Below are 15595 nucleotides of genomic sequence, written 5' to 3' on the forward strand. Positions count from 1 at the left end.
TCCTCGAATGCGGACCGCTGCTAGAGGGAGCGGGCGATCAGCAGTTTCATGATCTCATTGGTGCCGCCATAGATGCGCTGGACGCGGGCGTCGCGGAACATTCGGGCGATCGGATATTCGTTCATGTAGCCATAGCCGCCATGCAGTTGAAGGCATTCGTCCATGACTTTTCCCTGCAGGTCGGTCAGCCAGTATTTGGCCATCGAGGCTGTCACCGGGTCGAGCCCGCCATCGATGTGACGCGCCACGCAGTCATTGTAGAAAACGCGGCCGATGGTGGCTTCGGTCTTCAGTTCGGCGAGCTTGAACTGGGTGTTCTGGAATTCGAGGATCGTCTTGCCGAAGGCCTTCCGCTCCTTGACGTAGTCGATGGTCAGCGCCAGCGCGCGCTCCACGGCGGCAATCGCGGTGGTGCCGATCTGCAGCCGCTCCTGCGGCAGCTGCTGCATCAACTGGATGAAGCCTTGCCCTTCCTCGTGACCGAGCAGATTGGAGGTAGGCACGCGAACATCGTTGAAGAACAGCTCGGACGTGTCGTTGGACTTCAGGCCGATCTTGTCGAGGTTGCGGCCGCGCTCGAAACCCTCGACCTCATCGGTTTCGACAACGATGAGCGACGTGCCCTTGGCGCCCTTCGACGGATCGGTCTTGGTGACGACGATGATCAGGTTGGCGAGCTGGCCGTTGGTGATGAACGTCTTCGAGCCGTTGATGGCGTAATGGTTGCCGTCGCGTTTGGCCGAGGTCTTCACCCCCTGCAGGTCGGAGCCGGCCCCCGGCTCGGTCATGGCGATGGCGCCGATCAGCTCGCCGCTCGCCATCCTCGGCAGCCACTTTTTCTTCTGCTCTTCCGAACCGTAGTGGAGGATATAAGGGGCGACGATGGAATTGTGCAGGCCGATGCCGAAGCCGTCGACGCCGACATGGCTGATCGCCTCGATGATGGCGCTCTCATGCGCGAAGGTTCCGCCAGAGCCGCCATATTCCTCCGGCATCGAGGCGCAGAGCAGGCCCGCTTCGCCGGCCTTCGTCCAGCTTTCGCGGTCGAACATCTCGGCCTTCTCGAATTCCTCGTAGCGCGGCGCGATTTCCTCCGAAAGGAAACGGGTCGCCATGTCGTAGAGCATGGCGACATCGTCGCCGGCCCAAGCGGGTTTTGGCAAGCCCAGGACTTCAGCAGGAACAATGGCCACAATTTCCTCCGCTTCGGCTTTTTTTGACGCGAGGCCGGGTCGAGCCGGCCCCACGGAAATCAGAACGCTTCGGCCGGCAGCGCCATCATCGACCCCGCGCCGCTCGAAATGCGGGCCAGATGCGCCGACGTTTCCGGCATCACACGTTCCATGAAATAGCGGCCTGTGACCAGCTTGTTTTCGTAGAATGATGCTTTGCCGCCGGCCCCGCCTGCGAGCTTGCCCTGCGCGACCTTGACCATCTGCGCCCACATATAGCCGAGCGAGACCAGGCCGAAGAGATGCAAATAGTCGGTGGAGGCGGCGCCCGCATTGTCGGGGTTCTGCATGCCGTTCTGCATCAGCCACATGGTCGCGGCCTGCAGGTCGTTGAGACCCTTCTTGAGCTGCTTGGTGAACGGCACCATCTTCTCGTCGGCGCGGTTCTCCTCGCAGAACTCGCCGACCTCCTTGAAGAATGCCTGGACCGCGCGGCCGCCATTCAAGGCCAGCTTGCGGCCGACGAGGTCGAGCGCCTGGATGCCGTTGGCGCCTTCGTAGATCATGGCGATGCGGGCATCGCGCACGAACTGGCTCATGCCGTGCTCTTCGATATAGCCATGGCCGCCGAAGACCTGCTGCGCCATCACGGCATGGTCAAAACCCTTGTCGGTCAGCACGCCTTTGATGATCGGCGTCATCAGGCCCATATGGTCGTCAGCCGCCTGGCGCTCCTTGTCGTTGCCCGAACGGTGCGCGACATCCGACTTGATCGCCGTCCACAGGATCAGCGCGCGGCCGGCCTCATTGAACGCCTTCATGGTCATCAGATTGCGGCGGATGTCGGGGTGCACGATGATCGGATCGGCCTTCTTGTCCAGCGCCTTTGGGCCGGTCAGGGAGCGGCCCTGGATGCGGTCGCGGGCATAGGCAACGGCGTTCTGGTACGCGATCTCCGAGATGCACAATCCCTGCATGCCGACGGACAGACGCGCCTCGTTCATCATCGTGAACATGGCCTTCAGGCCGCCATTCGGCTCGCCGAGCAGATGGCCCTCGGCCTCGTCATAATTCAGGACGCACGTCGAGTTGCCGTGGATGCCCATCTTCTCTTCGATCGAGCCGCAGGACACACCGTTGCGATCGCCCAACTCGCCGCCCTTCAGCTTGAATTTGGGCACGATGAACAGCGAGATGCCCTTGACGCCTTCCGGTGCGCCTTCGATGCGCGCCAGCACCAGATGGACGATGTTCTCGGCCATGTCATGCTCGCCGGCGGAGATGAATATCTTCTGGCCTGAAATCCTGTAGCTGCCGTCGCCGTTGGGGACTGCCTTGGTCCGCAGCAGGCCCAGATCGGTGCCGCAATGCGGCTCAGTCAGGTTCATGGTGCCGGTCCAGAGACCTTCGACCATCTTCGGCAGGAATTTCTGCTCCTGTTCGTCCGAGCCATGGACGAGGATCGCCGCGATGGCGCCCTGGGTAAGGCCAGGATACATCATCAGCGCCATGTTGGCGGAGGAAAGATATTCGCCGACCGCAGAATGGACGGTATACGGCAGACCCTGGCCGCCATACTCCGTCGGCGCGGCTAGACCCATCCAGCCGCCTTCGCGATACTGGTCGAAGGCTTCCTTGAAGCCCTTGGGTGTGGTGACGGAGCCGTCCTCGTGGCGGACGCAGCCCTCGATGTCGCCGATGCGGTTGGTCGGCAGGATGACGTTTTCGGCAAGCTTGGCGCCCTCGGCGAGAATCACTTCGAGCACATCGGGCGTGGCGTCGGAAAAACCGGGGAGATTGCTGTAGCGCTCGTAGCCCAGCACTTCGTTCAGCACGAACAGCGTGTCTTGAACCGGCGCTTTGTATGTCGGCATCTCTTTTCCTCCAGCACGCGATTTCTGACGGCCATGAAAAGCGCCTGCCGGGCGCTGGCGGCCTCGATCGAACGGTCATAGCAATAATTGACGTTTGCGTAAACGTCAATTGCTGTCGTGCACGGAATCGTACTTGGAGCCGCGCTGAATGCGAAGCGGATTGTGCGGCTCGATGCCCGCACGAAACGACAAAGGCGCGGGAATTCCCGCGCCTTTCGTCTGCAAAACTGTTGAGTGTTCGCCTTGCCGGAAGCTCAGGCGGCGCTGTTCGTCTGCGTGGATCGCTCGGCGAGCATCTTGCGCACCAGAGTCATCGAGTTGCTCAGCTCGTTGATGGCGTCCTCAATCACGTCCCTCTGCTTCTGCAGGCGGGCGAGCTGCTTCTCGGACTTGTCGAGCGCGAGGCGGAGCTGCTTTGTGTTTGTGCCGGACGGATCGTAAAGATCCATCATCTGCTTCACATCGCGCAGCGAAAAGCCGACCTTGCGGCCGAGCAGGATCAGCTTCAGCCGAGCCTTGTCGCGGCGGGTATAAAGACGCGTGCTGCCGTCGCGGTGGGGATGGAGCAACCCCTTGTCTTCGTAAAAGCGAAGCGTGCGCAGCGTCACGCCGAACTTCTTGGCCATCTCGCCGATCCTGAGAAAGCCGTCCCCGGCTTCGCCCGAATCGACGAACATGTTGTCTGCAGCGCCAGCATTGTCGCCGGCTTTCATTGGCTTCATGGTCATTTTGCTTTCCCCGTTCGTGGGCGCTGCGGTCGGGCCGCTCTGCGCCGGGCGGAAGCATTCGGGGCGTTGGCTTCCAGCTATGGTTTCAACTAATGGCTGCGTAAGCTGAGCGGGTTCCCGCACTTTTACGTTTACGTAAATGATATAATCGGGTGGTCTAGGCGACGCAAGCCTTGTCTTCGCTGATAGAGTGTCGCACCGCCGCGACGAATGCGTCATTCATTTTAGACAATCCTTGCCCGATCTTAAGCTTGGTTAACGGCTTGTTTACCACGTTGGGCGAATTGTGCGCGTGTCGGTCTGCCGTGGCTATTTTGTACCTGGTTCTTCACGGTTTCCGAAGCGCGGCGCAGGGCCACGCTTCGTCTTCCACGGCTTCGCCGCGGTCAGACCCGGCACGGATTTCGAACCCGGCAGGGCGGCCGGAGAAACTGGCAGATGGGCGTTTCGATGAACAGCAAGCGGTCATATCTCGACACACTGAATGCCGGAAGACAGCGAAGGCCGCATACCACGCTCGAGCAGCTTAACCGCTCGCTGGAAACGCTTGAGCAGCGGCTGGGTCGCTCGCCCGAACGGACCGACGATTATGCGGCGCGCGGCGAGACGGATCGCACGAGCCCGCACGCCCGCCTTGAAACCAACATGCCTTATTCGTCGCGTATGCGCGAGCAGCCTTACCAGTCGATCGCGCGCGACATGGACCGCCTGCGCGGGCAGGAGGACGGGATCGCCGCGGCCGGCAAGATCGCCGGCGAGTTGAAGACGCTGCGCGAGGAGCTGCGCCTGCAGGTCACTTCCGGCATTCGCCGTGAATTCGAGACCCTGCGAAAGGACATTGAGCGGGCCTATTCGTCCGGCGCTGCAACGCGGGTGGGTGAAGAACTCGGCCGCGAATTCGAGCGCATCGCGACCGCGATCCAGACGCTTTCGGAGCGCAGCGACGACAAGAGCATCAACATGCTGCGGCTGGAGCTGGAGCAGGTGAAGGCAGCGCTCGACACGCTCGCCCGCGAGGAGACCGTGCTTTCGGTCGACCGCCGCTGGGACGAATTCGACCGCCGCTGGAGCGATTTCGAGGATCGCGCCGACGCGCGCCAGCGGGCGGGAGAGCCTGGCCTGGCGGCGCTTACCGCACGGCTCGAGCAGATCAGCGACGCGGTCAACAACCTTCCCGAATCGCTGTCGCTGCGCTCGCTCGAAGAGAAGGTGCGCACGCTGGCCGGCGCCGTCGACCATTTCGCCCGCCAGCAGGAACATGGCGGGTCAGAGACGTTCGCCCTGATCGAGGAGCGGCTAGACGAGATTTCTCGCGCAATCGTGGCTTCGACGGCCGCCGCCCAAATGCCCAACTTCGACCCCGAGCCCTTCGAGCGCATCGAGGCGCGGATCTCGGCGCTGGCGCGGCAGATCGATGAAGTCGCCGAGGACCGCCCGGCGGGCGAAGTCATCGAACGCATCAACTTCCTGTCGCAGCGCGTCGACGAACTTGCAGCACACACCAACGTGCCCAGCCAGGCGGTGGAGCGGCTGGCCAAGCAGATCGCGATTATAGCCGACAAGATCGACCGGGTCCCAACGCCGCCGGATGCCGACTACATCTTCCAGGGTATCGAGCAGCGCTTCGATCTTCTGTCCAGCATGATCGAGCGCCGGCAGGGCGACGCGCTGGAACAGGGCAATATGCTGTTCCGCGACCTCGAACGCCGCCTCGACGAAGTGGCCGATCGGCTCGACCAGAGGGTGCCGGACGCAACCTTCGACAATGCCGCGATCATGAATGCGATCGATGCGCGCTTTGCAGCGCTGGCCGACAAGATTGCCGCGGGCGGAGCCGGCGAGCCCGGTAGCGATGCCATACGCGGGTTGGAGGCACGGCTGGAAAGCATTTCGAGCCGGCTCGATTCCTCATCGGCGCAGTTCGCCGGCATCGATCCGGAACTTATCCGCAGCCTTGAAGCGCAGGTGTCCGGGCTTTCCAACCACCTCACGCGTCCTGGAACGCCCCTGCCGGAATTCGAGGATATCGGGCCACGCCTCGACGATATCGAGAAGTCGATCGCCGGCAGCCGCGAATCGATCCTCGAAGCCGCGCGCCAGGCGGCCGAGAATGCGGTGCGCTCGCTCGACGGCTCGCAGACGCACACGGCCGCCGTCACCGGCCTCGCTCAGGACCTGAAAGCGCTGGAGGCGCTGACGCGCCGCTCCGATGAACGCAACACCAAGACTTTCGAGGCGATCCACGACACGCTGATCAAGATCGTCGACCGCCTCGGCTCGCTGGAGAATTCCGACGACGCCCCGGCCGCTCCCAAGCCGGCGCCGCAGCGCAAGCTGTCGCTGCAGGACGCGCCATCTCTCGATTTCGATGACGCCATGCCGCTTCATGCCGCGGAGGACGTCGCTCCCGCAGGGCGCGGCCAGCGCACGCCCGCCGAAGCTGCCGCGGCGGCTGCGGAAGCCGCCCTCGGCTCTGACAGCATCGCGGAAAGCGAGCCTTCCGGCAGGCGCTCCATGCTCGGCGGTATCGCGCGCGCGCTGACCGGCCGCAAGGACAAGGAAACGCTGCCGCTGGCAGGTTCGGCCCCGGCCGCTGCCGCGAGCGAAGCCCCCAGTGTCGATCTCGACGAACCGCTCGACCCCAAATTCGCCAACCGTCCGCTGGAGCCCGGTTCGGGCGGCCCAGATCTCAACGCGATCATGAAGCGCGTGCGCGACGAGCGCGGCCAACCGCCCAAGCCGAACGAACCCGACGCAGCCAAATCCGATTTCATCGCTGCGGCCCGCCGCGCGGCCCAAGCGGCGGCGGCGGAAGCCGAAGTGCTGAAGCGCAATGCCGATCTTGGCGGACCGGTGCGGGCACTCAGGATCGGCGACCTCTTGAAGAAGCGGCGCAAGACCATCCTGATGGCCAGCGCCGGCATCATTATCGCGCTTGCCGGCCTTCAGCTCGGCAAGGCATTCCTGGCGGACGGCGGCGAGATCGCGGAAATTTCGACTGTCCCGCTCGTGGCCCAGCAGCAGATCGAAACCGCCTCGACCCAGGAGTCAGCGCAGGACGACGCTGGGCCGCAGGCAGCGCTCGAAGAAACCGCACCAGAGGCCGAGCTGCAAAACGTCGCGCCCGACGAACAGGATGCGATGCGCAAGGTCGACGAGGAACCGCGGTCCGACGCCCCCGAGCCATGGGAAGACACTCAGGCTGCCGAGATTTCGCCGGAAGTACCGGCCACTCAGGCAGGAGGCGTGCGGCCTGTCCAACCGGCCTTGGAGAAGGAAATTTCTGCGGCCGCTTCGCCTACCGAACCGCAGCCACAGATGGACCTTGTGTCGACGGCAAGCGCTTCTCCCTCCCCCGCAACGCCTGCCGTCACCGTGCCGGTCGAGGCCGGCCCAGTGGCGCTTCGCGAGGCGGCGGACGCCGGCGACGCCAAGGCGCTGTTCGAAATTGCCTCGCGCTATGCCGACGGCCGCGGGGTGACCGCCGACATGAAAGAGGCGGCGAAATGGTACGAGAAATCCGCCGAACTCGGCTTCGCCCCGGCGCAGTACCGCATCGGCAACCTCTATGAGAAAGGCGTCGGCGTCGAACGCGACGTGCAGAAATCGAAGACCTGGTACCAACTCGCGGCGGCGCAGGGCAACGCCAGCGCCATGCACAATCTGGCGGTGCTGTTCGCCATGGGCGCGGACGGCACGGCCGACAATGAATCGGCGGCGCGCTGGTTCACCGACGCCGCCGAGCTCGGCGTCAAGGACAGCCAGTTCAACCTCGGCATTCTCGCGGCCAAGGGCGTCGGCATGACGCAGAACCTCGAGGAATCCTACAAATGGTTCGCGCTGGTCGCCAAGGCAGGCGACCGCGACGCCTCAGCCAAGCGCGACGAGATCGCCAATGCGCTGCGCCCGGAGCAGCTTGAACGCGCCCGCGCCGCGGCCGAACTGTGGAAGGCCAAGCCGCTCGACCCGCAGGCCAACGCAGTCGACATACCCGAATCCTGGCAGGAAAGCACCGATACTACCGCCGGCATCGACATGAAGAAGGCGGTGCAGAACATCCAGTCGATCTTGAACAAGAACGGATACGACGCCGGCGGCGCTGACGGCGTCATGGGCGAGAAAACCAAGAACGCGATCATCGCTTTCCAGAAGGACAACGAGCTGGCGCCGACCGGCGAGATCGACGAAAAGCTGGTTCGCGCGCTGATTGCGCGCAAATGATCGCATCAGGCGTCGCTGCCGGAACGCTTTGGTTACGGATTCGATGATAACCTGTTGAGATGGTTTTTATTTCGACAATGCGGTGAAGTTTGACTTCGCCGCATTGTCGGCGCAAGAGCCATGTAACCCGAGGACAAGGGACGGTCTTCGCCGACAGGCACATACAATCGAGTTTGACGGGTGGGCATCTATCTCCCGATCGCTGAAATGTCCGTTAACGTGCTGGTGCTGCTTGCGATGGGCGCGGCGGTGGGCTTCCTGTCGGGCATGTTCGGGGTTGGCGGCGGCTTCCTGATCACCCCGCTCCTGATCTTCTACAACATTCCTCCGGCCATCGCGGTCGCCACCGGCGCCAACCAGGTTATTGCATCTTCCTTTTCCGGCGCGCTGGCGCATTTCAAGCGCGGAACGCTCGATTTCAAGCTCGGCACAGTGCTTCTGGCCGGCGGCATCGTCGGGTCCACGATCGGCATCTATGCGTTTTCGCTGCTGCGCGCCCTCGGCCAACTCGACCTGTTTATTTCCCTACTCTACGTCGTCTTCCTCGGCCTGGTCGGCGGCTTGATGCTGGTCGAGAGCGTGAACGCCATCAGGCGCGCCAAAGGCGGTGCGGCCCCGACGCTGAAGAAACCCGGCCAGCACAACTGGATCCACCGGCTGCCGCTGAAGATGCGGTTTCGCGCCTCGAAGCTCTTCGTCAGCGTCATCCCGGTTCTGGCGCTTGGCGCAGGCATCGGCTTCCTTTCGGCGATCATGGGCGTCGGCGGCGGCTTCATCATGGTGCCGGCTTTGATCTATCTCCTGAAGGTGCCGACAAACGTCGTGGTCGGCACTTCGCTGTTCCAGATCATCTTCGTCGCCGCTTTCAGCACCATCATCCACGCAACAACCAACCAGACGGTCGACATCGTCCTGGCGTTCGTACTCATGCTGGGCGGCGTCGCTGGCGCGCAATATGGCGCGAAAGCCGGGCAGAAGCTGCGCGGCGAGCAGTTGCGCGCGCTCCTCGGGATGCTGGTGCTGGCGGTTGCCGTGCGCTTGGCCTTCGGCCTGTTCCTGCCCCCGCCCAGCCTCTATTCGCTCACCGGGTTGACGGTGCCATGACGGGCGGGAAGAAAGCCCTCGCCACGACGCTGGCGGCGCTCTGCTGCCTGCCGGTGGCCGCGCTGGCGCAGGCTCCAGTCCCGGAAAGCATCCAGATCGGCCTGTCGACCGACCGCATCGAAATCACTGCTGATTTCTCGGGCGCCGACCTGACCATCTTCGGCTCCGTCGAGAATGCCGATCCGCTGATCAACCGGCAGGGCCGCTACGACGTCATCGTCGTCTTGGAGGGGCCGGCGCGGCCCGTCGTGGTCAGGCGCAAGGACCGGGTGCTCGGCGTCTGGGTCAACCTTCAGTCGGAAACGTTCCTCAACGTGCCGCAGTCCTATTCGGTGGCAACGACCCGCCCGCTGCAGGACATCACCGGCCCGACCAACTATCGGCAACTGGCTCTCGGCGCCGACAATCTTCATATCCAGCCTGCCGATCCCGATGGAAATCCGGTGACGATCCAGCAATTCGAGGCCGCGCTGCGCGAACGCAAGAAAGCGACCGGCCTGTTCAACGAGCGCGTCGGCGGCGTGCAGTTCCTGTCGGCGAACCTCTTCCGCGCGACGGTGTCGCTCGCGCCCAACGTTCCCGTCGGCACGCACAAGGCGCGCGGCTTCCTGTTCCGCAATGGCGTGTTCGTCAAGGAGACCTCAGCGCATCTCGCGATCCAGAAGTCTGGCTTCGAGCAGATGCTCTTCCGCCTGTCCGTCAATCACGGTACCTTTTACGGCTTCGTCGCCGTAGGCCTCGCAATGCTGACCGGCTGGCTCGGCCGCCTCATCTTCCGCCGGGATTGATAGCCAGGTCAGTAACCGCACAAGCCGTCATCTGCAGGCCGGCATCACCTGAACCTACCCCGGCCGAAGCATCGAGCCGGCAATCGCAAAAATGCGGCTCGAGCCAAGCATGTAGGCGACGAACGCGTCCCAGCGGAACAGGCCGGCATAGGCGCGGTCGAGCACGTTCAGGGAGCCTGTGTAGCTGCCGAAGGCCGGCATCACGAGCCTGTCGCCGTCGCTGGCGAAGCAGCGGCGGCGCACCGAGCGGCCGCGCTGGACGATGCGGGCGCAGGGGTGAAGATGGCCGGCGATCTCGCCCGCCACCGGAACCGCCGACGGCTCGTGGCGGAACACCAGCCCGCCGATCGCCAGTTCCCGCACCGTCTCGCCCGGCAGCCCGGCCGGCGCGTCGGGATCGTGATTGCCCGCGACCCAGAACCAGTCGCGCCCGGCCATCATCGCGCAAAGTCGGTCGCGGAAGGGATCGGGCAGTCGCGCCGAACCTTCGCTGTCGTGGAAGCTGTCACCGAGGCTGATCACCATCCGCGGATTGTAATCGGCGATGATCGCCTGCAGGCGCAGAAGGGTCGCCGCGGTGTCGTAAGGCGGCAGTAAGACCCCGCGCCGCGCTAGCGACGAACCTTTCTCCAAGTGCAGGTCGGAGACGGCAAGCAGCCCAAGGTCCGGGAAAAAGAGCACGCCGCGCTGGTCGCAGACGGCGCGTTCGCCCGCGATAAGGATCGTCCCGTCTTTTCCGGCCATAAAAGGCCTCAGCGCTACATTCATTCTAACCCATGGCCTCTTCGACCAGATCGGCTGCTTCGGTGAGCAGCGAATCTCCGGCTTCGCCATGGACCGGCATCTTGCCCACTTCGAGCATGATCGGTACCGCCAGCGGCGAAATCCGCTCCAGATCCTTATGCACGATTCGGCTGCGGATGCGCGACAGCATCTCGGCAAGTCTCCTGACATCCAGAAGGCCGGTCGCCGCATCCGCCCGCGTCGCCTGCAGAAGGATGTGGTCCGGCTCGTGGCTGCGCAGCACGTCGTAAATCAGATCCGCCGACACGGTCACTTGGCGGCCGCTCTTTTCCTGGCCTGGATGGCGCTTTTCGATCAGGCCGGAAATCAGCGCGCAATTGCGGAAGGTCCGCTTCAGGAGCCAGCTGTCGGCGAGCCAGGCTTCGAGGTCGTCGCCCAGCATATCCTCGTCGAGGAGCTGGCCGAGGCTCGGCCTGCCGCGCTTGAACATCTGGCCCATGTCGCCGAGCGACCAGATCGCCATGGCATAGTCGGTCGCCACGAAGCCCAGCGGGCGCGCGCCGGCGCGCTCCAGCCGGCGTGTCAGCAGCATGCCCAGCGTCTGGTGCGCTAGCCTGCCCTCGAACGGATAGGCGACCATGTAGTGGCGCTCGCCACGCGGAAAGGTCTCGATGAGCAGGTCCTGGCGGCGCGGCAGGACGGACTTCTCGGCCTGGATGCGCAGCCAGTCCGCCACCTGGTCCGGCAAATTCTTCCAGCGGGCGGGATCGGCGATCATGGCGCGCACCTGCTCGGCCAGATAGGTCGAGAGTGGGAATTTTCCTCCGCCGTAATAGGGAACCTTGGCGTCGGCGCCAGGAGCGTTGGAGACGAAGCACTCGTTCTCGCGGATGCCCTCGAAGCGCAGCACCTTGCCGGCGAACATGAAAGTGTCGCCATGCGTCAGCGTTTCAAGAAACGCCTCCTCGATCTTGCCGAGAACCGGCCCGCCGCGCGAAGCCGAGCCTTTGCTTCCGGCCTTCACGTAGCGCACATTCAGCGCCGGAATCTCGATAATCGTCCCGACATTCAGCCGGTATTGCTGGGCGATGCGCGGGTTGGACACACGCCACGCGCCATCCTTCGTCCGCCTGATGCGGGCATAGCGCTCGTAGCTCTTCAGCGAATAGCCGCCGGTGGCGACGAACTCGACGACGCGGTTGAAGGTGGCGCGGTCGAGATTGGCGTAGGGCGCAGCACTCCTCACTTCCTCGAACAGGTCATCTGAGTAGAAAGGCGCGCCGCAGGCGCAGCCCAGCACATGCTGCGACAGCACGTCGAGCCCGCCATCGACCAGCGGCGGCGTGTCCTGCGCGCCGAGATAGTTGGCGTCGAGGGCCGCGCGGCATTCCAGCACCTCGAAGCGGTTGGCGGGAATGAGGATCGCCCGGCTCGGCTCGTCCATGCGGTGGTTGGAGCGGCCGATGCGCTGCGCCAGCCGGCTCGCCCCCTTTGGCGCGCCGACATGGACAACGAGGTCGACATCACCCCAGTCGATGCCCAGGTCGAGCGTGGAAGTGGCGACTATGGCGCGCAGGCTGTTGGTCTCCATCGCCTTTTCCACGCGCCGGCGCTGCGCAACGTCCAGCGAACCGTGGTGCAACGCTATCGGCAGATTGTCGTCGTTGACGCGCCATAGTTCCTGGAACAGCAGTTCGGCCTGGCTGCGCGTGTTGACGAACAGCAGCGTCGTCTTGTGCCGCTTCACCGCGTCGTAGATCTCAGGCGTGGCGTAGCGCGCCGAATGGCCCGACCACGGCACGTGCTCCTCGGAATCGAGAATGGTGATCTCGGGCTTTGCGCCACCGGCCACGGTGATCAGGTCGGCCATCTCGCCGGGCGGGTTCTGGCCCACCAGCCAGCGGCGCAATTCGTCCGGCTCGGCGACGGTCGCCGACAGGCCGATGGCCTGCAGCGACGGCACGTAGCGGCGCAGCCGCGCCAGCCCCAACGACAGCAGATGGCCGCGCTTCGACGTCACCAGCGAATGCAGTTCGTCGAGCACGACGTAACGCAGATCCTCGAAGAAGCGCTGCGCATCCGACGCCGCGATCAGCAAGGCCAATTGCTCCGGCGTGGTCATGAGAATGTCCGGCGGAACGAGCTTCTGGCGCTGCCGCTTGTGCGTCGGCGTGTCGCCGGTGCGCGTTTCCATCGTCACCGGCAGCCCGATCTCGCCGACCGGCTTGGTCAGGTTGCGCTCGATGTCGACAGCGAGCGCCTTCAGCGGCGAGATGTAGAGGGTGTGGATGCCGCGGCGCGCCTCGCCCGGCCTGCGTCTCGGCCGGTGCTCCAGATCGGTCAGCGTTGGCAGGAAGCCGGCCAGCGTCTTGCCGGCGCCGGTCGGCGCGATCAGCAGCACCGACGATCCGGTCTGGACTCGGGAAAGCAATTCGAGCTGATGCGGACGGGGCGCCCAGCCGCGCTCGGAAAACCATTTTACGAACCGCTCCGGCAGCAGGGCGGCCGCGTCATGCTGCATCTGGGAGCGGGTCAGCGTGTTCACGCGCCAGAATTAGCGCGGACGCCTCACGCCGCCAAGCGAATTTGTGAACAAACCGTGATCGTCATTCCCGTCATCTACCTTGGCGGCAGTGCCGGCGCGACTAAGCGTTAGTTTCAAAGAAGCGGATTCGGGCGTTCCGCCACCACGATCAATCCTTCCACGGGCTCGCGGCGGTCCTGCCGAATAATGTGCATCTCCAGCGAGACCGTCGCAAATCCATTTCGCGCCAGAACATCCCGCACATACGTCTCTGAATGCGCGTAGCGACGGGAGGGGCGCAGGACAAAATCTTCAGGGCCGGCATGGCGCTCGACCGAGAAGGCGAACAGCCCGGCTCCGCGCAAGGCCGCCGCCACCTTGGCTACAATGCTGCCGAGCGCGCCGACATACATGAACACGTCGGCGGTCGTGATTAGGTCGGCGCTCGCCGGCGCAAGCTGGATCGTCTGGAGGTCCGACTTCATGAGCCTGTCATAGATGCCCTTGCCGCGCGCCTTCTTCAGCATCTCGGCTGAGATATCATGGCCTTCCAGAATTTCGGCGATCGGTCGCAGCCGCTCGCCCATAAGGCCCGTGCCGCATCCAAGGTCGATCGCCAGCCCGAAACGTTCGCGACCACGATTGCGAATCGCCTCGGCGAGAATATCCGGCACGCGGTATTCGAGAGTGCGCACCAGCGCGTCGTCGAACTTCTGCGCATACTGGTCGAACAGCGCCTCGACAAAGGCGCTCGGCGGCGCATCCGCAGCCGGCGCCGCGCCGATCAGCGCGAGCTTCAGCGCCGCGCCCGTCCGGTCCGCCGGCTCCAGTTTCAGCGCCATGCGCCAGGCTTCCGCCGCCTGGTCGAGCGCGCCCGCCGCCTCGTGGAATTCGCCGAGACGGAACCAGCCCATTGCCCAGCCGGGCGCGAGTTCCAGCGCGCCGAGCATCAGCTCGGCCGCGGCGGCATGATCGCCCGAGCCGAACAGCATCTCGGCATAGTCGGCGCGGCGGTCGGCCAGAAGGTCACTGGAAGAAGTTTCTAGCGGTTTCAAATCGGAACAGTCCTTGGCTGAACGAGTGCTGGGGACAGTTTACTTTTCTTGCCCCGGAAGGATGAGGCTGTGGATACGTCACGCAAGGGGCAAAAAGTAACTGTCCCCATGGCCTCCCGCGCTTCTATCGGCCTGTCAGCAGCGAATTTCAACAGGCTTCCCCCGCGCACGCAAATGCCTATGTTTGCAGCATGCGCGCCCGCGACCTGCTTTGCCCGAAACCCGGAGGGCTCTATTGCGCCCCCGGCGATTTCTTCATCGACCCGGTCCGCCAGGTCGAGCGCGCGCTGATCACCCACGGCCATTCCGACCATGCTCGTCCCGGCCACGGATCGGTGCTGGCGACGCGCGAGACGCTCGACATCATGGCGATCCGCTGCGGCGAGGATTTCGCCGGATCGACCCAAGCGGCGAGGTTCGGCGAAACGCTGACCGTCAACGGCGTTTCGGTGACCTTCCACCCGGCCGGCCATGTGCTCGGCTCGGCGCAGATCGCGGTCGAATATGGCGGCATCCGCATCGTCGCCTCCGGCGACTACAAGCGCCAGCCCGACGCCACCTGCGCGGCATTCGTCCCGATTCCCTGCGACGTGTTCATCACCGAGGCAACCTTCGGCCTGCCGGTGTTCAAGCATCCGCCCGACACCGAGGAGATCGCCCGCATCCTCACCTCGGCCAGGCAGTTTCCGGAGCGCTCGCATCTGATCGGCGCCTATGCGCTCGGCAAGGCGCAGCGCGTCATCCGGCTTTTGCGCGATGCCGGCCATCACGAGACCATCTACATCCATGGCGCGCTGGCGAAACTCTGCGAGTATTACGAGAGCCGCGGCGTCGCGCTCGGCGATTTGCAGCCGGCGACCGTCGAGACCGGCACGAAAGCCGACTTCGCCGGCGCGATCGTGGTCGGCACGCCGTCGCCCTTCGTCGATCGCTGGGCGCGGCGCTTTCCCGATCCGATCGCCTGCTACGCATCGGGCTGGATGCGCATCCGCCAGCGCGCCAAGCAACTCGGCGTCGAGCTGCCGCTGATCATCTCCGACCACGCCGACTGGGACGAACTCATCGATACGATCACCGAGACCGGCGCCGGCGAGGTCTGGGTCACGCACGGCCGCGAGGAGGCGCTGGTGCGCTGGTGCGAGTTGTCCGGAATTTCCGCGCGCCCGCTGCACCTTGTCGGCTATGAGGACGAGGGGGATTGAGGCGATGGCCGGCCCAATTCCTCAGGCGGCCCCCCTCTGGCCTCCCGAGTTTTTATCGAGGGGCGGCCATCTCCCCCTCAAGGGTGGAGATCAGCCCTCATTGACGGTTTCGCCAATCGTTGGCGTCGCAGGTGGAGCGGTGAGGCAGACGCTGCCAATCTCCCCCCTTGAGGGGGAGATGGC

General features: G+C 64.4%; 10 protein-coding genes. 4 read left to right on the forward strand and 6 right to left on the reverse strand.

Annotated features, from left to right (window positions below):
• Positions 1-20: 20 nt before the first annotated feature.
• From G6N73_RS13210 to G6N73_RS13220, 3 genes are all read right to left on the reverse strand, one after another.
• Positions 21-1193, reverse strand: a complete 1173-nt coding sequence (locus G6N73_RS13210; RefSeq protein WP_343044610.1) for an acyl-CoA dehydrogenase family protein — start codon at positions 1191-1193, stop codon at positions 21-23.
• 59 nt (positions 1194-1252) lie between these two features.
• Complete coding sequence (locus tag G6N73_RS13215) at positions 1253-3046, reverse strand: acyl-CoA dehydrogenase (RefSeq protein ID WP_165028224.1); 1794 nt, start codon at positions 3044-3046, stop codon at positions 1253-1255.
• Positions 3047-3300: 254 nt separating this feature from the next.
• Complete coding sequence (locus G6N73_RS13220) at positions 3301-3774, reverse strand: MerR family transcriptional regulator (RefSeq protein ID WP_165028226.1); 474 nt, start codon at positions 3772-3774, stop codon at positions 3301-3303.
• Between the two features lie 450 nt (positions 3775-4224).
• On the opposite strand from G6N73_RS13220, the gene G6N73_RS13225 reads away from it, so the two are divergent.
• From G6N73_RS13225 to G6N73_RS13235, 3 genes are all read left to right on the forward strand, one after another.
• The gene (locus G6N73_RS13225; protein ID WP_165028290.1) at positions 4225-7995 is read left to right on the forward strand and encodes a peptidoglycan-binding protein; all 3771 of its coding nucleotides are present in this window, start codon (positions 4225-4227) and stop codon (positions 7993-7995) included.
• Between the two features lie 180 nt (positions 7996-8175).
• Positions 8176-9099, forward strand: a complete 924-nt coding sequence (locus tag G6N73_RS13230) for a TSUP family transporter (protein ID WP_165028228.1) — start codon at positions 8176-8178, stop codon at positions 9097-9099.
• Positions 9096-9887, forward strand: a complete 792-nt coding sequence (locus tag G6N73_RS13235) for a TIGR02186 family protein (protein WP_165028230.1) — start codon at positions 9096-9098, stop codon at positions 9885-9887. The genes G6N73_RS13230 and G6N73_RS13235 overlap by 4 nt, the downstream gene beginning before the upstream one ends.
• A gap of 54 nt (positions 9888-9941) precedes the next feature.
• Here G6N73_RS13235 and pdeM read toward each other — a convergent pair whose 3' ends face one another.
• The 3 genes from pdeM to G6N73_RS13250 form a co-directional block, all read right to left on the reverse strand.
• Complete coding sequence (gene pdeM / locus G6N73_RS13240; RefSeq protein WP_246251992.1) at positions 9942-10631, reverse strand: ligase-associated DNA damage response endonuclease PdeM; 690 nt, start codon at positions 10629-10631, stop codon at positions 9942-9944.
• Positions 10632-10656: 25 nt separating this feature from the next.
• Positions 10657-13152, reverse strand: coding sequence for a ligase-associated DNA damage response DEXH box helicase (locus tag G6N73_RS13245; RefSeq protein ID WP_165028292.1), 2496 nt, complete (start codon positions 13150-13152; stop codon positions 10657-10659).
• Between the two features lie 137 nt (positions 13153-13289).
• On the reverse strand, positions 13290-14210 hold the full coding sequence (locus G6N73_RS13250) for a class I SAM-dependent DNA methyltransferase (RefSeq protein WP_165028234.1): 921 nt from the start codon (positions 14208-14210) through the stop codon (positions 13290-13292).
• Positions 14211-14401: 191 nt separating this feature from the next.
• Here G6N73_RS13250 and G6N73_RS13255 point away from each other — a divergent pair, with 191 nt between their 5' ends.
• A complete protein-coding gene (locus G6N73_RS13255; RefSeq protein ID WP_165028236.1) occupies positions 14402-15412 on the forward strand; it encodes a ligase-associated DNA damage response exonuclease in 1011 nt (336 codons plus the stop codon).
• The last annotated feature ends 183 nt before the right edge of the window (positions 15413-15595 follow it).

This window comes from Allomesorhizobium camelthorni, assembly GCF_011045125.1.
Classification (GTDB): Bacteria; Pseudomonadota; Alphaproteobacteria; order Rhizobiales; family Rhizobiaceae; genus Allomesorhizobium; species Allomesorhizobium camelthorni.